This window comes from Limnoraphis robusta CS-951 (genome assembly GCF_000972705.2).
In genome coordinates this window covers 1-23,011 of record NZ_LATL02000214.1, presented here as the reverse complement: position 1 = coordinate 23,011, position 23,011 = coordinate 1, and the positions used below count along the sequence as shown (strand labels likewise).

Here is a 23,011-nt window from a genome sequence, read left to right as displayed (position 1 = left end):
TGAAGACAACGCCTCTACATTTCTCTATTTAGGAATCTTCGTCAGTCGTCGTCACCTCTACAGATTCGACTTCTTCTGGTACAGATTCGACTTCTTCTGGTACAGATTCGACTTCTTTTTCTAAAGATTCGACTGCTTCTTCTAAAGATTCGACTGCTTCTTCTACAGATTTGACTTCTAATGTTCGGACTCGGTTAATAGCCGCCGCGAGTTCAAATCGTCGAAATAGGGCTAAATCTCCTTGAGGAAAAGGGGTAATTATATCTAATCCTTTTTCGGCGATATCTGCCATGACTCGATCTAAAATTTGAGATAGAGTATGTTCACCATTAATATACTGTTTTCTAGCATAAACCATTGCGGCTGCGATCGCTCGTAATTGATCTCTAGAAACTAACTGTTCGACTCCTGACAAATCAACATCTTCTGTTCCAAATGTGACTTCATCGAGATCGCGAACTTTCACCCGTACATCTCGCCGTCCGCGACTGGGATCTAAACTGTCAGGAAGGGGAACACGGGGTCGAATTTGACCAAATTGTTCACCGCCTTCGGAAGTGCGACCTGTTGCATATTCTGCGGCGATTTCTTTGGCTTTTGCGGTTAATTCTTGGGGTTGAAAATTGTCCATTGCAATCACCGTATCCGCCACATCAAAATAATCGCCACTTCCCCCCATAACTAAAATTGTAGAAACCCCATAATCGGTATAAAGTTGACGAACTTTATCAATAAAGGGTGTTATCGGTTCTTGGTCTTTGGCGATCAAGGCTTGCATTCGGCGATCGCGAATCATAAAATTAGTTGCAGCCGTATCTTCATCGACTAATAAAACGGGAGAAACCGCATCAGTAACCGAGTCATTTTCCGACTGAATTAAGACCTCTAAGGCTTCCATAATATTGGCAGCTTGCGAAGTGCTTCCACTGGCGTTTTCGGTGGTAAATTCGGTGGTAGAACGGCCTTGAGGTAAGTGATTGACAAAAGGTGAAATATCAACTCCGGCAACGCTACGACCATCTTCAGATCTAATTTTAATGGCGGCTGGACTGGTAATTACAAATTCTCGTCCATCTCCTGAAAGATGATTATAAATGCCCAATTCTATGGCATTCAGTAAGGTTGATTTCCCGTGATATCCACCGCCCACAATTAAGGTGATTCCTTTCGGAATACCTAAACCTTTAATTTCTCCTAAATTGGGGCGATTGAATTCAACTTCTAGAGATTCAGGAGATTGAAACGGCACAACATCAGTTTCTAAAGGTCGGCTATCAACGCCACTGCGTCGGGGTAAAATTGCCCCATTGGGAATAAAGGCAACTAACCCTTTTTCGGGTAATTGTTGGCGTAACCAGTCGGCATCTTCTACGGTTTCGACATGAAGTTTACAGACTTCTGGATCGAAACTATTATATTTGAGAGAACGTTCAACAATTAGGGGAATATCATCACAAATCATCGCGGCGGCTTGTCGTCCTAATATTTGCCGTCCTCGGGCGGGAAGTCCGACAAAAAAGCGCATTTCAACGCCTTTTTCTTTGGTAGAAGGCATGGGTTTTGCGCGTTGAAAAACGGGGTTTCCAATGGTTAGTTTGGGTTTAGGGGGGGCGACATAAATAAAGCTTGCAGAGGTTCGTTCTAATACCTCTTGTCCCATTTTAGTAATCGCAATCATCCCGCTTTTTCCGGTTCCTCGACGGCTGCTAATGTCACGGGCGTTTTTATCAAACTGACGGGTGAGATAGTCTCGCAAAGCGATTTCTCGAATCCGGTTTTTGTAAAGTTCTGGAGGAAATCCGGCAATGTTAGGGGGGATGTGAACTCGAAACTTACTGGGAGCTGCAAAAGGATCGCCTTGAACGTAATCAATAATTAAGGTAAATTCCTCAAACTCATAAGTACCGAGAATATCTTTGTATGATCTGTAGCCTTGGTTGTCAAGGTCGAGTAATTTTCGGCGGAGGTCTTCTTTTGTGTTCATGAGTTAGATCTCGATGAGTGTATTATTCAGTGTTTCCTTGCGATTTGAGAGGATCTTGGTTTGAGCTGAACAGTTAATCCAATGTGCAAAGTTTGCCGAATCGGAAGACAAAGATAGAGCTTTTTTTTAGAGAATGACCTCATTATATCAGAGGATTTTGAGTTTATCTCGGGGGTTCATCCATCTAAATCGATTATTTAATTGTCCAATAAGCGACTGACGACATTGACAATTACTTGAGCCGAACCCATCAAAAATTCTCGATCAAGATGAGCCAGAGTATCACTCGGTTGATGATAGTGAGGAGAACGAAGATTAGCGGTATCTGTGATCAACACGGCGGGAATATTTTGATACCAAAAGGGAGCGTGATCACTTCGTAAAACATCAGGGGTCAGTACCCCTTTTAAGGGAATCGGTAAGGGAACAACGGGCGGTAAATTTAGGTTGGATAGGCTAGAGGATATTCCCTGAAATGATTCTAATATTTCGGGATGTTGAATTTCCCCGACAACGACTAAAAACTCTCCTTTCTCAGCAGAATTAACGCCACTGGCTTGTAAGAAAGGCTCAACATTTAAGCCCGTAGGATATTGTTGACAGCCATCTGTTCGACAGGCATAACCGACCATATCGAGGACAATAACATGGCGTAAATGTTGTAAGTTTTCGGGACGACCACTAAAGGCAAAACTCCCTAAAAGTCCTGATTCTTCTTGATCAAAGAAGACAATTTCTAAGGAATTTTTGCTGGTTTGTGAACCGAATAAACGAGCCACTTCTAGCAAAACAGCGATGCCACTGGCATTATCATCAGCTCCTGGTGAGTTGACAACGGTATCATAATGAGCGCCAATTAATAGGGTTTCTGCTTCAGGATCATCACCGGATCGTTTAGCGACAATATTAACACCTTGTTCAAAGGTTTGCAATGTCGGAGAAAAGCCCAATTGTTGTAATTGTTCGACTAAATAATTTCGCGTAAATTCCCGATCGCTTTCTGTATATCGTGAGCCAACTAGGGTTTCCATCTGACTCCAAATTTTCTCGGGGTTAATTTCAGCAATGTTAGCGGAATTAGAAACATTAACCTCAGACCATAATGGGGCTATGGGGTTGACATTCACCTCAAAATATGAGGTCTTTGATGAGTTGGGATAAGGGAGAACAGCCGGATGTTCTCGGGTCAATAAAACACTTGAAATCTCGGTCTTCCAGTTCAAGCTGCAAACCAGAAGACCTCCTAATAAAAACAACGCGATGAGGCTTTTCTTCATCATGTTTATCGACGCTTAATTTTCCTCAAAATCAATCTCTTGATTGAACAGTTGAAGTCCCTTTTCAGTCTGTTTGATCTTGGGAATGGTTATAATTTCTTCAAAACCAGCCAGTTTAGGGGGTGAGGGTAGCCAATCTTCTAAGCGGGGTTTAAAATCGTGAGCCATTTGCCAAAATATTTGGATTTCCTGGTCTAATTTTTGAGCTAATTGATTGATAATATTGGCTTGCTGACACAACTTTGGCCAGAGTTCTTGGGCTTGTAATTCATAAAGTTTAGCTTGTTTAACGGCAAGCTTTGCTTGGACTTTTTTGAGTTTCAGGTGAGTGGTTTTAATATTGCGATCAAGTTCCGACAGGTTGACTGACCATTCAGCAACTTGAGTTTGACAAATTTGATGAAATTCAGCTTTAGCTTCCGGTGAATTATCTTTCGGAAAGATCACCGATACATAAAAACAGGAACGTTTGTCGCACAAAGAATTATACTCAGCTTGTACTTCATCAACTTGTGCTTTGATCTGGTTCCATTCCGATAGAAACTGTTCTATTACTTGACTCATGGTTTAATTACCAGTTCAAACAGAGGCATTTCTGAGTTTAGCAAAAATTTCGCCTCTAGGTTATGTTTATTTTCAGTAATCGCCGTTTAAAATTAGATTAGACTCGATTTTTCCCTGAATTTATAACGCAATAATTAAGAAATTTCGATTTCTGTTGACATCACTTTACTATAATTGAGTCAGATGTCAAGTTAAAAAGGGGGCAAATATGGCTTATCTGTGCGAACTGAGTCCCAGTCAAAAAGTCTATTTAGATGTTCAAGCCAACCAAACCGTAGTCACAACAGTTACCAGCAGTCCCGGACAACAACAGCAGTCAAGTAGCAGTTTTACGACTGGAAGTTGGACTTCCCTCCCCGTTGTTTACCGCACTGACGCTGGAATTCTGATTGAAATCGAAACTGCACAGGGAAAACACTATGTTAATGTGCAGGGAAACAGCATGGGAGTAATGAATGATACACCTTCAATCACTCAGTCTGAGAGGCTACAACTTCAGCAAGTTTCCAGCATTCCCAACGCTACAATGTCTCCGATGAAACCGATGTCTCCGATGAAAATGGAACCGATGAAAATGGAACCCATGCAAATGCGAATGGGAAATCTGGAAATGCAAATGAATTCTACTTCTGAAAGTTCAAGCTCTCAAACTCGACAATTTTGTAGTCAATGTGGAGCTTCTATTAAGCCAGAAGATCGCTTCTGTTCGAGTTGCGGTTATCGTCTCGATTCCTAAAATTGAGCGCGAATTTAGCTGGCACTATTGCTAATATCATTATCCGGTTTTTTGCTCATATCGGGCTTGACGATTTTGAGTTTGCGAGAAGCTGAACTATCTCTCGGGGTATTATCGAGATCATCTTCCATTAAGTTTCCGATTGCTTCATTGAGTTGACCAGGATTCATAAAGATAATCTTAGAATTGTTACTCTCGCTGAGTTTCTGATGAGCCTCGACATATTGTTTCGCAATCAGATATTGAATAAACTCCCGACTGTTGGGCTGTATTTGCAGGGCATCTGAGATAATCTCAATAGATTGGGCTTCACTGCGGGCAATACTAATTTCAGCTCGTTTTTTGTTTTCTGCGGCTTTTTCTTGCTCCATTGATTTCATAATTGCAGCCGGAGGCGTAACACTTTGCAGGTTTACCCGAATAATTTTAATCCCCCAATTGTCTGTGGCTTCATCTAAGGTTTTTAGGAGTAAATCGTTGATTTCATTAATCGAGGAAAACAGTGTTCTCATCTCAATGGTGGCAATTTTTGCCCGCAACGTTGTCAAGACTAAATTAGAGATTGATTCATCAACTTGTTCAACGTTGTAAAAAGATTTCTCGATATCTTCGATTTTCCAGTAAACAACTGCATCAATGGTTAAGGGAGTATTATCACTGGTAATCACTTCCTGGGGTTTGATATCGATAAACCGTTCACGAGTGGTATCATAGTGAACCACTTTTTCAAAGAAAGGAAGAATATAACGAACTCCTGGTTTTAGGGTGCGATGACGGCCATTTAAACCTTCGACAATGGCCTGATCTCCACCACTGACGACTTTCACCGAGGAATTAAACACGACCCCGATAATCAAAGCTGCAAAGAAGCTGAGTAAATATTGAGCCATAACAGTTAATAATGTGTCAACTACCAAAATTAAGAATAGGTCTATAGTAGCACCGTTTCTCTAGCAATGACCTATTCTTTGATTTACGTTTACGTTAAACCCAATGCTTTATTTCGTCATCTTTTCTTAACCCAATGTTACACCTGATGACTCAAAACCGCCCGATAACGCACTTGATTATTTCTCACTTTTTCCAGTGCTTCCTGGGCTTTTTCCATCGGAAAAATTTCCACCTGGGGTTCAATGTGATAGCGGTCCGCGACTGATAACATTTCCTGCATCATCGCCCGTCCCCCAATGGGAGAACCCAAAATTCGCCGACGCTTCATAATTAAAGGAAAAAGAGGAAGTGTCAACGGGGCGTCAGGGACACCCACAATCGTTAAAGTGCCATCAGAGTCGAGAAAATTAACATAAGATTCCCAATCAATTGACACCGGAACCGTACTTAATAAAATATTAAACGGTTGAGACGGGGCAGAAGGGGCTTGATTTTTTTCGACAATGACAGTTTCCTTCGCCCCAAGTTCATGGGCAAATTCTGCTTTATCTTGGGAGGTGGTAAAAACAGTGACGCTGTTGCCTAATTTACTCGCAAATTGTACCGCCAGATGACCTAAACCGCCCACACCGATAATCCCAATTTCTAATCCTGAACCCATTCCCGCATATCGTAAGGCTGAATAAACGGTAATTCCTCCACAGAGTAACGGCCCTGCTACATTGGTTTTAATGCCATCAGGAATCGGAAAAGCAAAGCGAGAATCCATTTCTAAATAATCCGCAAATCCACCGGGTCCTGTGGCAATTAAGGCTTGAATATCATTGCAGAGATTTTCGTTTCCTCGCAAACAATCTCGACAACTTAAACAGGCGGTTCGTTGCCAACCCACACCCACGCGATCGCCAACTTTGATATGATGAACTTGGGAACCGATTTCAACCACTTCTCCGATGACTTCGTGACCGGGAATAATCGGATAATTGCTGATTCCCCAATCATTATCGATCATGTGGATATCGGAGTGACAAATTCCACAAGCCAAGACTTTGATCAGACATTGAAAATTTTCGGGAGATGGGCTTTCATAGCTGTAGGCTTCGAGTTGAGACCCTTTTGTTTTAGCGGCGAGTCCTTGAATTTTCATAGATTGTTTGGAGAAAAGATTTAAGTAGGGGCGGGTTCGCCAAAATGCTGATTTCTGACAAATCATCTGAATAAACCCGCCCTAATCGGATTCATCAATAATAATACTGTAGGGGCAAGTTCTGCAAAAATATTTTTTTTACAAATAATCTGTATAAACCCGCCTCTTCAGTTTCAAAACCTTTGGAGTAGGCTTTTAGTCTGAAGAAAGATCGCTCAAGCGCAACAACGAACTTACTGATTTCGGCTTTGAGTCATTATAAACTGCATTAACCCGGGAAACAACCGATACGCTTCTGTCGCGATAGAAGTTAACCCAACAACGGTATCGGATTGTTTCTTATGAACGGCTTCCCAAATGGCTTTTGCAATGTCTTCCGGTTGACTAACAAAAGATGATTTTAACACCGTTTCCATTTGTTGGCGACGGTTCTCAACTTCGCTGTTATTTTCTCCGCGAAATTGCGCCCTTTCCATGAAGTTACTATTAATAATACCCGGATGAACGGAACAAACGTTAATCCCTTTGGGAGCGAGTTCAAATCGCAGGGTTTCTGTTAGTCCAGTAACAGCATATTTACTCGCACAATAAGCCGTCATATCGGGTACAGGCATTTTACCTCCTACGGAACCGACGTTAATAATTGTTCCGGTTTGACGGTCTAAAAAATGCGGTAAAATTGCGTTAATTGTATACACATATCCCCAGAAGTTGGTATTCATTATTTGATGCCAATCTTCTAAGGTGGTTTTTGCCATTGAACCGGTTAAACAAATTCCGGCATTATTTACCAAGACATCAATATTTCCGTAAGTTTCTAAGGCTTTGTTGACTAACTCTTGAACCTGTTTAACCTCTCCTACATCTGTGGGAATAGCTAACACGGAACTGCCCAAACTTCGCACTTCATTTGCTGTGGCTTCTAAACGCTCTAAATTGCGGGCTGCTAATACTACATTATAGCCTTTTTGAGCAAAGAGTAAAGCCGTTGCTTTTCCACTTCCTTGAGACGCACCAGTAATTAAAACCGTAGAAACCATAATAATTTTCAAACGATAAGATGTATGATCACAAACCCAGTGCGCGATCAAGTTACCGGGTTTCTAGAACTATTATGATAGATGATTGATTTTTCTGCAACAATCAAATTCAATTAAGCCGTTGCTTTCCCACAGCCTTGANAAACCATAATAATTTTCAAACGATAAGATGTATGATCACAAACCCAGTGCGCGATCAAGTTACCGGGTTTCTAGAACTATTATGATAGATGATTGATTTTTCTGCAACAATCAAATTCAATTAAGCCGTTGCTTTCCCACAGCCTTGAGACACGCCAAATTAAGATGTATGATCAGAAACCGGGTTTCTTTGAGAAACCTGGTTTCTAGAAACTTTATCGCGCACCGGGTTTTTAGAAAACGGGTTTCTAGAGTTTATTATGATCGATCATTGATTTTTATGCAACCCTCAAATTCAACTTCTCCCTGGCTAATTGGGTTAATTGTATTTATTGGAGTGATTGCGGTTTCAACGGGTGCAATATTAGTCCGTTTAGCAACAACAACCGCCGAAGTGAATACAGTCGGATTTAGTTTAGTGATGTCTGCTTCTCGTTTAACGTTTGCGGCGTTATTGTTAGTTCCTACGTGGCATAAAATAACCTGGAATTCTCTACAACCCGGAGCGTTATTTTATGCAATAATAGCCGGAATTTGTCTCGCTTTTCATTTTGCTACTTGGATCACCTCTTTATCTTATACCTCAATCGCCGCTTCGACTACGTTAGTCACGACAAGCCCCGTTTGGGTAGCAATATTATCGGCAATTGGGTTAAAAGAAAAACCCTCAAAATTAACAATATTGGGAATCTTCATCGCTTTAAGCGGGGGGATAATAATTGCAATCGGCGATCGCAATACAACAGCCGTCAGTCAAAATCCCCTATTAGGAAACAGTTTAGCCTTAATTGGTGCTTGGGCAATTAGTTTTTATCTAATTTTCGGACGAATTGCCCAAAAACGAGGCTTTCAAATAGGCGGTTATATTGCAGTGGCTTATACCGTCGCCGCAGTGATATTACTCCCCCTACCCTTTTTCTTCGGAACCCAATATAGCGGCTATCCGAATTTAGTGTATGTTTACCTAATCTTAATGGCAATTTTACCGCAACTCGTCGGACATACCAGCTTTAACTGGGCAGTGACTCGCACCTCGCCGACTTTAGTCATGTTAGCGATATTATTTGAACCTGTGGGGGCAAGTGGTTTAGGATATGTCTTTTTTCGGGAAATTCCTTCTTTAACGGTTGTCGGAGGTGCTATTGTAATTTTAATCGGGGTAGCGATCGCTGTATTCGGTGCAAAATCGAATAGGGTTTAATCCCCAAATAACGCTAAACTTCAAAATGGCAGCAATTAACAAACTCTTCGAGACTCCGAACTTTTACCTAGAGGATTGGCAGATGTCACCCAAATCTATAAGCTTTAACTAAAGTTGATTGCTGCATTGATAAATTAACACTGACTCACTCTATAAAGTATTACCGATGACTGCGACTCAAATTCCTTCTCCGATCAACCTGGGCGGCTACAAACCCCTATCACTCGATCCCGCCAATTCTACCCTAACCGACGAACAACGGGAAACCCTGAAAGCGAATATTCAATTTTGTCGAGATTTAATTGTTTTCTTCACAGCAACCGGGGCGGCTAGAGGCGTAGGCGGTCACACAGGCGGCCCCTATGATACAGTACCGGAAGTGATGATCCTCGATGCTTTCTTCCGAGGTCAACCCGACAAATTTGTACCGATTTTCTTTGATGAAGCCGGACACCGAGTTGCGACTCAATACCTGATGGCGGCGCTAGCGGGTGAACTTCCTGCCGAAAAACTGTTACATTACCGTGAAGCCCATTCTACCCTACCCGGACACCCGGAACTCGGACTCACACCTGGGGTAAAATTTAGTTCCGGTCGTTTGGGTCATATGTGGCCCTATGTTAACGGTGTGGCCTTGGCAAACTCCGGTAAAACCGTTTTCTGTTTGGGTTCAGACGGTTCCCAACAAGAAGGAGACGACGCGGAAGCCGCCCGTTTAGCCGTGTCTCAGAATCTTAACGTTAAACTGATCATTGATGATAACGATGTCACTATCGCCGGACATCCTTCTGACTATATGCCTGGTTACACCGTTTCCCAAACCTTAGCAGGTCACGGCCTGAAAATCTTAGAAGGAGACGGCGAAGATATTGATGATCTCTATCGTCGCATCTGCGAAGCGGTGAATACTGACGGCCCAGTTGCAGTTGTCAACAAACGTCCCATGTGTGTGGGAATAGAAGGCTTAGAAGGGTCGGAACATGGTCACGATGTCATTTCCTTTGACTTGGCGATCAAATACCTAGAAGCCCGAGGAAAAACGGCTGAGGTTGAATATCTCAAGAATATTGAGAAGCCGAAACAAACCTATACCTTCCTGGGTTCGAGTGATAAACAAGGGTCGAACCGCAATGTATTCGGGGATGCAGTGGTTTCCGTTTTGCAGGGAATGAGCGATACTGAACGCAAAGAAAAAGTAATCTGTATTGACAGTGACTTAGAAGGATCTTGTGGGTTAAAAGCCATCGGTCAAGCGTTCCCTGATATCTATATTAAAGCGGGAATTATGGAACGAGGCAACCTTTCCGCCGCCGCAGGGTTTGGGATGGAAAAAGGCAAACAAGGAATTTTCGCCACCTTCAGCGCCTTTTTAGAAATGTGTATTTCTGAAATTACAATGGCGCGGTTGAATTATTCTAATTTGTTGTGTCATTTTTCTCACTCCGGTATTGATGACATGGCCGATAATACTTGTCACTTTGGTTTGAACAATATGTTCGCCGATAATGGCTTGGATGATGGCTATGAAACGCGGTTATATTTCCCCGCAGATGCCAACCAAATGAAAGCTTGTGTGGAAGCAGTCTTTTTTGATCCGGGGTTGCGGTTTATTTTCTCCACTCGTTCAAAAGTTCCCTATATTCTCAATACCGATGGCGGGAATTTCTTCGGCGACGGATACAAATTTGTTCCCGGAAAAGATGAAGTCATCCGCGAAGGAACGGCTGGATATATTATTAGTTTTGGGGCGGCGTTGTATCGTTCTCTCGATGCGGTTGAACGTCTCAAACAAGAAGGAATTGATGTCGGTTTAATTAATAAGGCGACATTGAATGTTGTCGATGAAGACATGATCGCCAAAGTTGGTCAGTCTCCAATGGTTATCGTATCAGAAGCGTTTAACCGTCGCACAGGACTCGGTAGCCGTTTCGGAACCTGGTTACTCGAACGGGGTTTTGCACCCAAATTCGCCAGTTTAGCCACCCATCACGAAGGCTGTGGCGGTTTGTGGGAACAGTTCCCCCATCAAGGAATTGACCCCGATGGCATTATGAACAAGGTTAAACAGTTACTCGGTTAAAACCTCAAAAACCCGGTTTCTCAAGAGTTACCGGGTTTTTCTTCAAAGTAGGGAATAAGGAACAGTAGAGATAATATTGAATACAAACTTTGTGTCTTTATTTCTTTGTGTTTTTTCCCCTTAAAATCGGGTATAATTAGTCATCATAACTAAAATTCAGACTCACCATTTCGTTAGAATTTCCCCGACGACAAAACACAACATTGTTGCTAGAACGATCTTCTTTTAAACAAGAAACTTGCTGTTCAAAGGCTTTGAGGTTATTCTGATAACGACCCGGATCAATTCCAAGTTTTTGTCTAAATTCTCCCCAAGTCACATCAACAACCTTTTCACCCCCACAAATCATTTCAACTTCCCCTCTTTCGACATCCACATCTCCGAGATCGACTTCAACTTCTGCATTTTCTATTTCCAAAATGCGACAGGCTTCGAGTTTATTCTCTCCACAGGCGACGAGGCTGGTAGCAAGTGCGATCGCCAGGGTAAAAATTCCGATTGATTTGATAGACTTTAACACGGTAGTCTAGGTTTAATTTTACTCGATATGATTAACTACATCAATCTTCGAGTAATCTTCGGAAAGTTTCAAAAAGTTAAGCGATTCTCCTATTGAGAGGCTACGCGATCGCAAACCCAGTATGGGGACGCACATCCGGGAGGTGAAACCCCAAGACAATGCTATCTTTTAACTTTATCACAATTTTTAAACTTTAACCCTTGTATGCTCACAATTAAAATATTTATATCATCAGTAAATTGGGCATTACTCACGATAATGAATAATACCCAACTTAGATTAACCTTGTGGTTGATTTTCTTGAGTTAAAGAGGCTTCTAGTCGCCGTTTAGCATTTTCAGCGATCGCTTCTTCTAGCGTTAAACCCGTTAACGTGCGGACTCCTGAAGGAATCACAATATTTTGAAACGTTATGTTTTGTATTGTTGAGGTTTTCATTCTTCCTCCTTAAAATTCAAAGAATTTAACCGATTTTGAAGTGCATAAAATTTTTATAACTTTTAACAAACTTGAGTTAATAGAAGTCAAAATTTCCCCTATCCCACCCTCACCAAAAAAACAGATCAGTACGCGGTTGTAACATTTAACATTACCCAATACACAGGTAACAATACTGGGCGTAAATTGTACTTGGGAATCGAACCCTTTGACACTGCCCCGGTATCACCAATAATCACCTGAATAGGGTGAGAAATTCCAACTTTCCCAGTTGGCGGGTTGTACTCGCTTCTGCTGTTTTGGCTACCAACTATTTTTAAGCTTCTACTAACTCCGTTTGCCAGTTCATCGCTTGAATTTGTGAATCTAACTGTCGATATTCTCGCGCTAAGTTATCAATTTTTCGTTGTATTTCGGCAATATCAACGGTACTAATAAACCGCACTTCAGAACGAGAATAGCGATCTTGACGAATCGATGCAGTTTGAATTAGACTGTTGTAGGTGTTCCACATTTGTTGTAAAACATCCCGTTCCGCTAACGCATCAGCAAGAGTTTTTCCTTGAAATTCTGTAATAGAATTCGTGCGGTTAATACGCTGAATTAAACTCGTCAGTTCAGTTGAAATTGCATCCAACTCTACCATCAATTCTTGAGGATTTTCTGGCGGTTGTTCTCCTTCTTGGACTTTGGCACTTCTAACTAATCGTTGTTGCAATTGTGCGATGCGTTTCTGACAGTCTGCGCGTGAAATTAAAGCTTCTGCTAACTTCACAGTTATCACCTCCTTTATTAAAGTTATAAACGAAATAATTTAGTATGTTCCTAGTTTTGAATTAAAGTTACTTTTCCGATCAGGAACCCAACGACTACCACCATCACCTTCTGTTGGTGGCTTGCGGTTAGAAGGATGAAAATCAAACTCCACTGCTTCTTCTATTGCATTCTCTGGCGTAAAATTGGAATAACGATACAGTGATGAAGCCAAGTTTAATCCCATCGATGCGACAACAAAAGTCGCCGTTAATGTAACGAAGTGATAGACTCTTTTTTCTAATGTGATAGCCATTTTAATCACTCCTCTAGAAATATATATTATCTGTCCGGGCTACTGTAGAGTGTGTGATTAAACCCGGTAACAGTTGAAAGAGGAGTTGGCGATCTTTTAACAACAAAAAGGTCAAAGATCTAACTTTAAACTGCTTCCGGGGGAATCATCACATCTTGACTCAGTTGAGGATTAAACCCATCCAAACTGACAGGTTTTTCATTCCCTTTTAATGATTTCGCTACCCGTTTTTGAATATCGCCCAAACGTCCTTCACATTTAATTTGAAGCATAATTTCACCTCGCTTTTCTTTAGCGTTATTAATATACTACACAAGTATTACAAAGCTGTCAAGTGGTTTTCTGAAATTTTTGAGTTTTCGGTTGACTGTAGTCTGTCAAATGCTTATACAGTAATAATTTCAGCCAATTATCTCCGGGCTGAAAAACCCGGTTTCGCTAGAGTTACCGGGTTTTTAATCCTCTATATGTATGTCTCCCACCCATCAACCCGCCCCTTTCCAGGAAGCAGGAAATAGCGAGTTGTATTTTGTTGTATTTTATCCAGTAGAAAAATTATAAATGGGTTTGTTATCGTAGAGGATGTTTAGCTTTATTTAAAGCCGCCTCATAGATTTTTTGATTGCTTTGAACCGACTTCATCAAATCAGCAACAGGATGAGGATAATTCACGCCTAATTGTACACAAAATCGCTTTTGTTCAACCGGAAGTAACGTCCAGGGTTCGTGAACTTTTGATGCAGGTAAAGCTACTAATTCCGGCAACCAATGCTTCACATAATCCCCATTAGGGTCATAATCTTTCGCCTGTTTGGGAATATTAAAATACCGAAAACCTCGCGCATCATTTCCCACCCCTGCGGTATAGTTCCAATTTCCCCAATTACTACAAACATCATAATCAACTAACAGCGACTCGAACCATTCCGCCCCCATTTTCCAATTTATTCCTAAATTTTTAGTCAGAAAACTGGCTACATTTTGCCGTCCTCGGTTCGACATAAAACCCGTTGCTGCAAGTTCCCGCATATTCGCATCAACCAAGGGAAAACCTGTGGTTCCAGTCTGCCAACGTTCAAAGCGTTCCCAGTCTTTTTTCCAGGGAATAGGAACCCCTTGTAAACCCGATAAACGGAAAATTTTATTGCCATGTTTCAGACAAATAAACCGAAAATAATCCCGCCATAGCAACTCAAAAACTAACCAATAAGTCGAGTCATTTTTCACCCGTTGTTCTTCATAATCTTGCACCTGATCATAAATAAACCGAGGCGATAAACACCCCATCGCTAACCAAGGAGAAAATTTAGAAGAATAATTCCCCCCTAACATTCCATTTCGGGTTTCTTTATAGTCTTTTAAACAATCTTCTTCCCAAATATAATTCTTTAACCGGGTTATTCCGGCTGTTTCTCCCCCTTGAAACTTTAAAACCGCCCGTTCATCAAACCTTGGTGTTTCCAAGCCCAAAACTTGCAGTGTTGGTAACTCTCCAATTTCAACTTTCGGTAAACTCGGTAAACGCTTAGGCGTGGTAAATGAAGCGTAAATTGTGCCATTTTTCTCAACTTGTTTTCTAAATTGAGTAAAAACTTCAGGAATTCTGCTGATAGGAAAGGGTAAATCATCCAAATCATAAAGCGTCGCCCCCCAACAAGATTTTAACGCCACGCCTAAAGGTTTTAAGGCTTGTTCTAAAGCAGCTTCAACCGCTAATTCTTCTGAAGTTGCTTCCCGATAATAGTAAACCGCATCAATTTTGAATTGTTTAACCAGTTCAGGAATAACGGTTTCTGGGAAATCAGAACGAACAATTAAATCACTCCCTAATTGTTGCAGAGATTGACGTAAATCTGTTATACTTTCTATTAAAAATTGAGCGCGAAATGCTCCCGTTTTAGGAAAACCAAAGGACGTTTTACCAAATTGTCGAGGATCAAAGCAGTAAACCGGAATAATCTCTGCTTGGGCTTTTACTGCTAAATGTAGGGGTTCGTGATCATGGACTCGTAAATCGTTACGATACCAGATTAGCACTCGTTTATCACTCATTTTTCGTTAATCTGATTTGTCTTCGTTACAAATTTTAACAAATTTTTACTGTTTAGTTTCTATACCTGGAATAAAAAATCAAAACAAATGCTAACTATAGTATGTAGAACTTTAGTTATCATTTTTCATAAAATAGGTAAGAAATAATTTTTGGCTCCTCAAAGCCGTGAAAGAACCTATATTAGTTCAATTTGGTCAACAAGTTAGAAAAGCTAGGTTGAAACAGGGTTTATCTCAAGAAGAACTAGCTGAGAAAGCAGGAGTACACAGGACATACATTGGTATGATTGAGCGTGCCGAAAAGAATATTACCCTATTAAATATTGAAAAATTAGCGAAAGCTTTAGATATTAGTATTGTTGATTTACTGAGTGATAATAATGAATGATTTGATTAAAAATATAGAAGAATTTTGTCTTAAATATAATATTTTGCCTGAAAGTTTGCCGGACATTCTTCAAGATCCTAAAGTTTTACCGATGATTCGAGGCAAAGCTTTTGAGTTTTCTGCAATTGCCCAATTTGAGAAGTATCTCGATAAAAAATCGTGGAAAATAGTGAAACCGAAAATTAATCCTCAATTTGGTTCGAGCGATCAAGATGTGGTTATTAATCATTTAGAAACCCATATCAATATTAGAGTAGAGTGCAAGCTAGCAGCAAAAGGTAGATATAGGAAAGTTAAAGCAAACACAGAAAACCAGACTCAATATTTTGAGATTGATGTAAAGTGTATGCGGAGTCGAACTTTAGGAGTAGAAAGAGCTAAACAACTTTCTACTAAGGTCAATATTCCAGTTGATGTTATTATGATTCATAACGATCAATATTTACCTAATAGTTTTGATCTTGTTGTAACCTCAATTGCTAATGCTTTTTACGAAACCGATGAAGCAACAGGAAATTTTGAATGGCATCCTAAAGAGAAATCGAAAGAGTTTTTAGAAAAAATTAGTAACAAGAATATTATCGATTTACAAGACGAGTCTAATTTAAAAGATGTAATATTTGATAAAGTATATATCGCCAAGTCTAATGATGTAGCAGCCCTATTCAAGAACAATATCAAATGCACAAGACGAGAATGCAAAAACCCTTATAGTTGTGGATTTATTCCTAACTTTCCTAAAATCGTTTTTGATCTAAATACAGGCAAACCGCTACCTCCTTGGTTGGAAATTCAAGATTGTTTACAAGTTTTACAAACCTTTATAGAAAATTAATAGGGACATTGACTTGCTATTTTTAGCCATAAAGCGGTAATTCTAGCTGTTTATAAGAATGAGTCAAATTGAGTGAAGTTAATCCATAATTTGTGATAAAGATTTCTTTGCCTTTGTAGCGGCTGCCTTTCTTTTTTAATGATTTTAAGGAATTAGTATCTTTGTTTTTTTTCTGATCATCTGTTCTGCCTACTGTATAATTCCATTCTTTTTCATCAATTTGAGATGCCCATTGATAAAGCTCTCGAATTTCAGAAACATTATCATAAGTCAATAAAAATTTGAGTCGCTTGCTATGGAATTTTATAACTTCACATAATCTTAAGTGATCATCTTGAGTAAAATGGTGAGTATAAAAATTATCTTGACGAGCATTAAAATAAGGAGGATCTATGAATAAAAACCCACCATCTTCAACTTGATTAAAAACTTGTTCAAAATCTAAGTTTGTAATTTTTACATTTTGAAGCTTTTCAGAGGTACGCAAAATATTACGAGGCCAGTTTTCAGGTTTCATACTATATTTATCCCCATATCCCCAATAGCAACTTTCCCGTTTCATAATACCAGAGTATGAGGTTCGATTTAAGTAAAACCATCTAACTGCTTTTTCTAAATCGTTAGTTGGCTGATATACGTTTTTATAATAGGTATGACGTTCTTTAGTGGCTTGTTCTCCTTTTAGTTTTTCAATTAAATCATCAGGTTTATCTCGAATAATCAAATAACAATTAATCAAGTCATCATCAATATCGTTTAACCAATTTTTATTAACTTTTTCCTTTGCAAAAAATATAGAACCTCCGCCTGCAAAGGGTTCTATATAGTGGGTATGATCAGGAATATATTCTAAGATTAAATGACGCGCATAAAATTTACCTCCAGGATATCTAAACGGGGAATTAATAGCATGATTCATCACCACTTTCTCCAATTCTTTAATAATTAACTTACTTAATAAATTTTAAGTATTTTTGTCGTAATGATAATGATAGTAGGCAGAATCGATTCTGTCAACTGATACACTGATTCTGAATCCTTCCTTTACTTTTTTCCTTTTTTATCCAGTGATGAACTCACCCAATTTCTCGAACAAAGCAAGACAACAGGAGAAATAACCCTGTTAAAAATATTCAGAAATTGGGTAAAAGAACAGCTAAAAAACAGTTAACAAATTGGGGTTTTTCCCGGTTTAACCGCATGAAAAGATTCACTCCCCGAATGAGGCCAACCCCGACGATAAGACGCCTCTCCAGGCTGTCCCCAACCCAATTGTAATAAAACCTCTAAAAAATTCGACTTTTCCCATTTGAAAATACAAGCCCATTCCGTGCGTTGAGCGATCGCATCGATTTCCGCCGGATGAACTCGACGATAATCTTTTCCCGCATTCAAACTCAAATATAAATCCATGTCTACCGTCACCTCATACCAAAACTCAAGCAGTTGAGACTTCGCCGCTTTTAAAATTTCCATATCTTGAGGTAACGCCATCAACTGATCATCAACTCTCGGATAACAAAGCGTTTTTCCCTTCAACGTAATTTCTCGCCAAACAATCCCCGAAACTTGGTAATCCATCTGATATTGATGAACAGCCGCTTTAAAATCTTGATAAGCGGTAAACTTTTGAATGGCATCCGGCTTTAGAAAATGATCAACCACTGGGTTTCCCACCGCCGGAGTCGCAGACAAATTGAGACGCTCTCCATCTAAACACGCTTTGCGCTCACAATTCAAGATTTCAATCAGTTCATCGGTACTGTAGACTTTGGACATCTTTTGGCGTCCTTTACTCCTCAACAAATCCGTTGACTCGATTGTAGATTTTAGATTCAAAAATGGGAAGGGATAGGCTGTCACGACAGCAGAAAGATACCGATACTTTAGGCGTGCGGTTGACCCTTCAAGCCGATAAGATCAGGGGCGAATCTCTCTCAAGTCTATTATGCACGTTATTACTCGTAAACGTCTCAATGAATTTGCGGCAAAGTACCCAGATACAGAAAAGGCATTAGCTCGTTGGTATAAAATTGTAAAATCAGGAACATTTCGTTCCTTCGCTGAACTTCGCAGTCAGTTCCCCAGTGTTGACCAAGTTGATCACCTCACCGTGTTTAATATTGGCGGTAACAAAGTCCGGTTAATTGCTGCGATTCACTATAATCGACAAAAGCTTTATATTCGAGCAGTTCTGACCCATCCAGAGTACGATCAAGGAAAATGGAGACCGTAAAAATGTTGAGCATTGATGAAACTCAAAAATTGTGGCAACCCCTAGCAACTCAACTCGTTGTTCCCAGAGATGAAGCAAGTTATCAATCTCTCGTCAATTGGCTTGATCAACTCATTGATGAAGTGGGTGAAGATGAACAACATCCTCTCGCTTCGCTGATGGATATTCTCGGAATTCTCATTGAACAGTATGAAAATGAGTATATTTCTGAGCTTCAAGATTAATAGCCACAAAACACTTAATCAATGATGCCCAGAAAACCCATTTTTACCCGCTTCCCTAATCAGTGACCAGAACTTTATAGCCAGGGATTTTAATCCCTTTAAGAGAACTAAATTTAACGGTCAACTGTCTTCACTGGTCACTGATAACTGATAACTGATCACTGAATTAAGCCGACTCACTCGCTACCAATTGATTTTCTTGACGTAGATAAGCTTGAATAAAATCATCCAACTCGCCATTCATCACATCATCAATTGCCGTCGTTTCCACTGTGGTTCGCAAATCTTTAACCATCTGATAAGGATGAAAAACATAGTTGCGAATTTGGTTTCCCCAAGCCGCATCCACTAAATCTCCGCGAATTTCTGCAATTTCTTTCGCCCGTTGTTCTTGAGCAATAATCAACAACTTCGCCTTCAACAACGCTAACGCCTTTTCTTTGTTTTGCAACTGCGATCGCTCTTGAGTACAACGCACCGCAATACCCGTCGGAAGATGAACCACCCGCACCGCCGTTTCCACCTTGTTAACGTTTTGGCCGCCTTTTCCACCTGCCCGAGACGTTGTGATCTCCAAATCTTTTTCAGGAATGTCTAACTGCACACCTTGATCAAGCATCGGCATCACCTCCACGCCTGCAAAACTGGTTTGTCGCTTGCCATTAGCGTTAAACGGAGAAATTCGGACTAAGCGATGAGTCCCCTTCTCACACTTGAGATAACCATAGGCATAACGGCCTTCAATTTCCAGCGTTGCCGACTTAATTCCGGCTTCATCCCCCTCCGAGAATTCCGCCATATGTACTTTATAACCGTGAGCTTCTCCCCAACGAGTGTACATCCGCAGCAGCATCTCCGCCCAATCTTGAGCATCGGTTCCACCCGCCCCGGCATTAATCGTCAGAACCGCTCCATTTTGGTCGTAGAGGCCTGATAAAAGCTGTTGGAGTTCCCAACTATCTAAATCTTGATTGAGATGGGTTACATTCGATTCTGCCTCGGCTAATAGCGTCTCATCGCTTTCCAACTCCAGCAACTCCAAAATGGCACCTGTATCTTCTATCGTTTTGTGCCATTGTTGATATTGTTGCAAAATAGATTTAAGGTCGTTAAGTTCTTGGAGTGTTTTTTGAGCCGTGCTTTGATCCTCCCAGAACTCCGGTTGGGCGGCAATTTGTTCTAAATCTTCGATCCGGGCGTTGAGTGCGGGTAGGTCAAAGATAGTCCTGGGTTTTACCCAGGCGCTCAGACAACATTTCGAGTTCGCGCTTAATTTCTAATACTTCCATAGGGCGTTCGACTGACAACCTTTCTTTACAAAAGTTACACTGTAGATTTTAGCGGTAATTTATCGCTGCGTGTCTGCAATTTTCACTCCTCTAAGTATGTCTCGTCAAATTTTTGCTACAGGTCGCCCACGCAACCAGACTCATGCTCGTGATCAATGGATTGATTATTTGTGGATATTTGGACTGTTAACAGCAGCCCTATTATTATTTGGACTCAATCTCGGCGGTGTTGCGTTGCGAGACTGGGATGAAGGAATTGTCGCCCAAGTCGCCCGTGAAATTGCCCAAGGAGATCTCAATTGGCTTTATCCCACCTTACATGGAGATCCCTATTTTAATAAACCCCCGCTTGTTCATAATTTAATCGCTTTAGCTTACCAGTTCGCGGGAATTCACGAATGGACAGCCCGTTTCCCTTCTGCAATATTAACGGCAGCTTCTGTTCCCCTTCTCTACCGTTTGGGTTTAGAACTGTTTCGTCAACGAACTCCCGCCGTTTTTTCAGCTTTAGTCTATCTCACCTTGCTTCCGGTTGTCCGACAGGGACGGTTAGCCATGTTAGATGGAACGGTTCTATTTTTATTGATTTTAATGCTAGCTTGCCTGTTGCGATCGCGTCGAGATTTGCGTTACGCTCTCGGATCAGGACTGGCTTTCGGACTGTTATGTTTAACCAAAGGAATTTTACTAGGATTCTTGCTCGGTGCGATCGCCTTTTTCTTTGTATTATGGGATACGCCCCGACTGCTTCAGTGTAAATATCTTTGGATCGGGTTACTCTTGGGTTTAGTTCCCGTCACGCTTTGGTATACTGCCCAATGGCAACATTACGGTCAATCCTTTTTTCAAATTAATCTCAAAGATCAATCTTGGGAACGAATATGGCAGTCAGTTGAAAATCATCAAGCCGCCCCTTGGTATTATCTTTTAGAAATTTTAAAATACGCTTTTCCTTGGCACCTGTTTTGGATACCCGGACTGATTTTTACCTGGAAAAATCGCAATTTTAGTTGGGCAAAATTAATCTTAGTTTGGACAGGGATTTATTTCGTTTCGATTTCTCTGATGACCACCAAACTTCCCTGGTATATTTTACCCCTGTATCCCGCTTTTGCTTTAACAGTGGGTGGTTATTTTGCCCAAGTCTGGCGAGAAGGCGATCAAGAAACCGGACAATGGCAAGGAAACCTTCATCAACTAGAAGATTTACCTTCTCCTTTACCCCATCAATTTACCCCGATTTTTGCCCTGCTTGCGGTTGTCGCCTGGTTAGGTTGTCTGTATTTTGGCCAGATCATTCCGGGTTTTAAAGTGGCGGAAAATGAGATGGATATACAGCTAACTTTCGCCGCATTATCAATCACTTTTGCCCTAACAACATTGCTGCTTCATCGCAAAGATCGACAATTTTTAATCATTTTATTTTGGGGAATGTATGTTTCATTAATCCTGTTTGTGAGTTCTAATAATTGGGTTTGGGAACTCGCAGAAGATTATCCCGTTAAACCCGTCGCCGCTTTAATTGAACAAGGAACTTCTGCCAATCAACCCATTTATACTTCTCATCCCTACTCTCGTCCTTCCTTGAATTTTTATAGCGATCGCAAAATTCGTTCAGTCGAGGATGAGGAATTGAAACAAAAATGGCAAACTCCTAAACCCTATTTTCTACTCGATCGTTCTACCCTAAAACGCCTTAAACTGGATCAAGTTCAATCGATAGGTAGCGCCCAAGACTTAATATTAATCACGAAAAAGCCCCAGAATCCCTGTTGTGATACCCCAGTCAACGAATCGACAATTTAACAAAGGTTGATCCAAAAATCCTCGCCTAAAGTCAATTCATCAAAATTACCATTGGAGAGTTAATCTAGTCCAATCAATCACCCAATTTAACTCAAAAAAATGCCCGAGTTTTAGACAAATCAAGCCGATTAAATTATCAGGTTCACGATAGCAAAATAACATCTTTTCGAGCTGTATTGCCCAAATAGACGTGTAAAATCTCATCAAAAATTGCAGTCAAAACTTGCTGAACNCGCCTAAAGTCAATTCATCAAAATTACCATTGGAGAGTTAATCTAGTCCAATCAATCACCCAATTTAACTCAAAAAAATGCCCGAGTTTTAGACAAATCAAGCCGATTAAATTATCAGGTTCACGATAGCAAAATAACATCTTTTCGAGCTGTATTGCCCAAATAGACGTGTAAAATCTCATCAAAAATTGCAGTCAAAACTTGCTGAACCTTAATCTCAGTCACTCAATGAAAATCAGGAGATTGAGAATCAGATTCTTCTTCCTGTATAGACTCGGACTGCATATCGAGTGTACTTTGTTCAGTATTCAATTGATTAGTAGCAGCAATGGCTAAACTGATAAATAAAATGCCACTGACTAAAACCGCCAGGGGAAAACGTCGAGTCAGCCATAAATCTCGACGAATTCTCGCCCAAGGATGACTCTGACGGCGTAACATCTGCCCAACAGCCCACTTTTGTAGACAGAAAGGATCACGAACAAAATGGCCACTATTGCTAATCACAAAATGAGTATGACAATGGGGACAAGTGAAAAGTCCACCAAACACCCCCATTGAGGAGACAATGCTTGTATGATGACAAATCGGACAAGTAACAGAGTATGTATTGAAGGTATCAGCGTTCATAGAATAAATGACTCAAAATGACTCAGGTAGACAAAACTGACGACCCCTTGCAAGCAAAAGTAACAACTCTCGTAGAAGCATCAGCGATGCGGCACAATGTTGCTCTCTATCTCTAGTCTAACTCTCCTGCTATTTCCATCAACCTCGAAAATACGGATTTTTTCGGTAAAAAAGATACAATCAGTCAACATCCCTAAAAAAGAAGCAGATCGAGTCTGACAAAAACCGAA

24 protein-coding genes are annotated in these 23,011 nt (G+C 40.6%); 8 read left to right on the top strand and 16 right to left on the bottom strand.

All coding sequences use genetic code 11. From position 1 onward, the window contains the following. Nucleotides 1-28: 28 nt before the first annotated feature. The 3 genes from WN50_RS18195 to WN50_RS18185 form a co-directional block, all read right to left on the bottom strand. Nucleotides 29-1,984, bottom strand: a complete 1,956-nt coding sequence (locus WN50_RS18195; RefSeq protein ID WP_082172486.1) for an ABC-ATPase domain-containing protein — start codon at nucleotides 1,982-1,984, stop codon at nucleotides 29-31. Between the two features lie 197 nt (nucleotides 1,985-2,181). After that, entirely contained in the window at nucleotides 2,182-3,264 is a 1,083-nt protein-coding gene (locus WN50_RS18190; RefSeq protein WP_053221550.1) for a M28 family peptidase, read from the bottom strand. 12 nt (nucleotides 3,265-3,276) lie between these two features. Next, complete coding sequence (locus tag WN50_RS18185; protein ID WP_046278723.1) at nucleotides 3,277-3,825, bottom strand: hypothetical protein; 549 nt, start codon at nucleotides 3,823-3,825, stop codon at nucleotides 3,277-3,279. A 208-nt stretch (nucleotides 3,826-4,033) separates the two neighbouring features. Between WN50_RS18185 and WN50_RS18180 the strand changes: the two genes are divergently transcribed. Further along, entirely contained in the window at nucleotides 4,034-4,561 is a 528-nt protein-coding gene (locus tag WN50_RS18180) for a zinc ribbon domain-containing protein (RefSeq protein ID WP_046278722.1), read from the top strand. A 14-nt stretch (nucleotides 4,562-4,575) separates the two neighbouring features. On the opposite strand, the gene WN50_RS18175 is transcribed toward WN50_RS18180, so the two are convergent. From WN50_RS18175 to WN50_RS18165, 3 genes are all read right to left on the bottom strand, one after another. After that, the gene (locus WN50_RS18175; protein ID WP_046278721.1) at nucleotides 4,576-5,451 is read right to left on the bottom strand and encodes an SPFH domain-containing protein; all 876 of its coding nucleotides are present in this window, start codon (nucleotides 5,449-5,451) and stop codon (nucleotides 4,576-4,578) included. A 137-nt stretch (nucleotides 5,452-5,588) separates the two neighbouring features. After that, nucleotides 5,589-6,599, bottom strand: a complete 1,011-nt coding sequence (locus tag WN50_RS18170) for an NAD(P)-dependent alcohol dehydrogenase (RefSeq protein ID WP_046278729.1) — start codon at nucleotides 6,597-6,599, stop codon at nucleotides 5,589-5,591. 233 nt (nucleotides 6,600-6,832) lie between these two features. Beyond that, nucleotides 6,833-7,639, bottom strand: a complete 807-nt coding sequence (locus WN50_RS18165) for an SDR family NAD(P)-dependent oxidoreductase (protein WP_046278720.1) — start codon at nucleotides 7,637-7,639, stop codon at nucleotides 6,833-6,835. Between the two features lie 421 nt (nucleotides 7,640-8,060). Between WN50_RS18165 and WN50_RS18160 the strand changes: the two genes are divergently transcribed. Together WN50_RS18160 and WN50_RS18155 are read left to right on the top strand one after the other, a co-directional pair. Then, the gene (locus WN50_RS18160) at nucleotides 8,061-8,981 is read left to right on the top strand and encodes a DMT family transporter (protein WP_046278728.1); all 921 of its coding nucleotides are present in this window, start codon (nucleotides 8,061-8,063) and stop codon (nucleotides 8,979-8,981) included. Nucleotides 8,982-9,147: 166 nt separating this feature from the next. After that, nucleotides 9,148-11,061 carry a transketolase C-terminal domain-containing protein gene (locus WN50_RS18155; protein WP_046278719.1) on the top strand — a complete coding sequence of 638 codons (1,914 nt, stop codon included), beginning with the start codon at nucleotides 9,148-9,150 and terminating at the stop codon, nucleotides 11,059-11,061. Between the two features lie 136 nt (nucleotides 11,062-11,197). Here WN50_RS18155 and WN50_RS18150 read toward each other — a convergent pair whose 3' ends face one another. The 6 genes from WN50_RS18150 to WN50_RS18135 form a co-directional block, all read right to left on the bottom strand. Then, the gene (locus WN50_RS18150) at nucleotides 11,198-11,581 is read right to left on the bottom strand and encodes a hypothetical protein (RefSeq protein ID WP_046278718.1); all 384 of its coding nucleotides are present in this window, start codon (nucleotides 11,579-11,581) and stop codon (nucleotides 11,198-11,200) included. Between the two features lie 279 nt (nucleotides 11,582-11,860). Further along, nucleotides 11,861-12,019, bottom strand: coding sequence for a hypothetical protein (locus WN50_RS34715; RefSeq protein ID WP_160315403.1), 159 nt, complete (start codon nucleotides 12,017-12,019; stop codon nucleotides 11,861-11,863). A gap of 316 nt (nucleotides 12,020-12,335) precedes the next feature. Next, entirely contained in the window at nucleotides 12,336-12,794 is a 459-nt protein-coding gene (locus WN50_RS18145; RefSeq protein WP_046278717.1) for a DIP1984 family protein, read from the bottom strand. A 39-nt stretch (nucleotides 12,795-12,833) separates the two neighbouring features. After that, nucleotides 12,834-13,088: a hypothetical protein gene (locus tag WN50_RS18140; RefSeq protein WP_046278716.1), complete on the bottom strand. Its 255-nt coding sequence runs from the start codon at nucleotides 13,086-13,088 to the stop codon at nucleotides 12,834-12,836. A gap of 125 nt (nucleotides 13,089-13,213) precedes the next feature. Next, on the bottom strand, nucleotides 13,214-13,360 hold the full coding sequence (locus WN50_RS34710) for a hypothetical protein (RefSeq protein WP_160315402.1): 147 nt from the start codon (nucleotides 13,358-13,360) through the stop codon (nucleotides 13,214-13,216). 298 nt (nucleotides 13,361-13,658) lie between these two features. Then, entirely contained in the window at nucleotides 13,659-15,140 is a 1,482-nt protein-coding gene (locus tag WN50_RS18135) for a DASH family cryptochrome (RefSeq protein WP_046279435.1), read from the bottom strand. A gap of 166 nt (nucleotides 15,141-15,306) precedes the next feature. Between WN50_RS18135 and WN50_RS18130 the strand changes: the two genes are divergently transcribed. Together WN50_RS18130 and WN50_RS18125 are read left to right on the top strand one after the other, a co-directional pair. Continuing rightward, nucleotides 15,307-15,528: a helix-turn-helix domain-containing protein gene (locus tag WN50_RS18130; RefSeq protein ID WP_046279434.1), complete on the top strand. Its 222-nt coding sequence runs from the start codon at nucleotides 15,307-15,309 to the stop codon at nucleotides 15,526-15,528. Continuing rightward, complete coding sequence (locus tag WN50_RS18125) at nucleotides 15,521-16,363, top strand: hypothetical protein (RefSeq protein ID WP_046279433.1); 843 nt, start codon at nucleotides 15,521-15,523, stop codon at nucleotides 16,361-16,363. The genes WN50_RS18130 and WN50_RS18125 overlap by 8 nt, the downstream gene beginning before the upstream one ends. Nucleotides 16,364-16,385: 22 nt before the next feature. On the opposite strand, the gene WN50_RS18120 is transcribed toward WN50_RS18125, so the two are convergent. Next, a complete protein-coding gene (locus WN50_RS18120) occupies nucleotides 16,386-17,282 on the bottom strand; it encodes a DNA adenine methylase (protein ID WP_046279432.1) in 897 nt (298 codons plus the stop codon). Nucleotides 17,283-17,530: 248 nt separating this feature from the next. Continuing rightward, nucleotides 17,531-18,142, bottom strand: coding sequence for a hypothetical protein (locus WN50_RS18115; protein WP_046279431.1), 612 nt, complete (start codon nucleotides 18,140-18,142; stop codon nucleotides 17,531-17,533). A gap of 169 nt (nucleotides 18,143-18,311) precedes the next feature. Here WN50_RS18115 and WN50_RS18110 point away from each other — a divergent pair, with 169 nt between their 5' ends. Both WN50_RS18110 and WN50_RS18105 read left to right on the top strand, forming a co-directional pair. Continuing rightward, a complete protein-coding gene (locus tag WN50_RS18110; RefSeq protein ID WP_046279430.1) occupies nucleotides 18,312-18,599 on the top strand; it encodes a type II toxin-antitoxin system HigB family toxin in 288 nt (95 codons plus the stop codon). A 2-nt stretch (nucleotides 18,600-18,601) separates the two neighbouring features. Then, a complete protein-coding gene (locus WN50_RS18105; RefSeq protein WP_046279429.1) occupies nucleotides 18,602-18,823 on the top strand; it encodes a hypothetical protein in 222 nt (73 codons plus the stop codon). Between the two features lie 166 nt (nucleotides 18,824-18,989). On the opposite strand, the gene prfB is transcribed toward WN50_RS18105, so the two are convergent. Then, nucleotides 18,990-20,112, bottom strand: a protein-coding gene (gene prfB, locus WN50_RS18100) for a peptide chain release factor 2 (RefSeq protein WP_152964658.1) whose coding sequence is annotated in 2 segments (ribosomal slippage) — nucleotides 18,990-20,039 and nucleotides 20,041-20,112 — 1,122 coding nt in all. Because the reading frame shifts where the segments join, the coding sequence is not laid out codon by codon here. A 96-nt stretch (nucleotides 20,113-20,208) separates the two neighbouring features. Between prfB and WN50_RS18095 the strand changes: the two genes are divergently transcribed. Next, entirely contained in the window at nucleotides 20,209-21,918 is a 1,710-nt protein-coding gene (locus WN50_RS18095) for an ArnT family glycosyltransferase (RefSeq protein WP_046279427.1), read from the top strand. Between the two features lie 458 nt (nucleotides 21,919-22,376). On the opposite strand, the gene WN50_RS18090 is transcribed toward WN50_RS18095, so the two are convergent. Beyond that, the gene (locus WN50_RS18090) at nucleotides 22,377-22,781 is read right to left on the bottom strand and encodes a hypothetical protein (RefSeq protein ID WP_046279426.1); all 405 of its coding nucleotides are present in this window, start codon (nucleotides 22,779-22,781) and stop codon (nucleotides 22,377-22,379) included. Nucleotides 22,782-23,011: the final 230 nt, after the last annotated feature.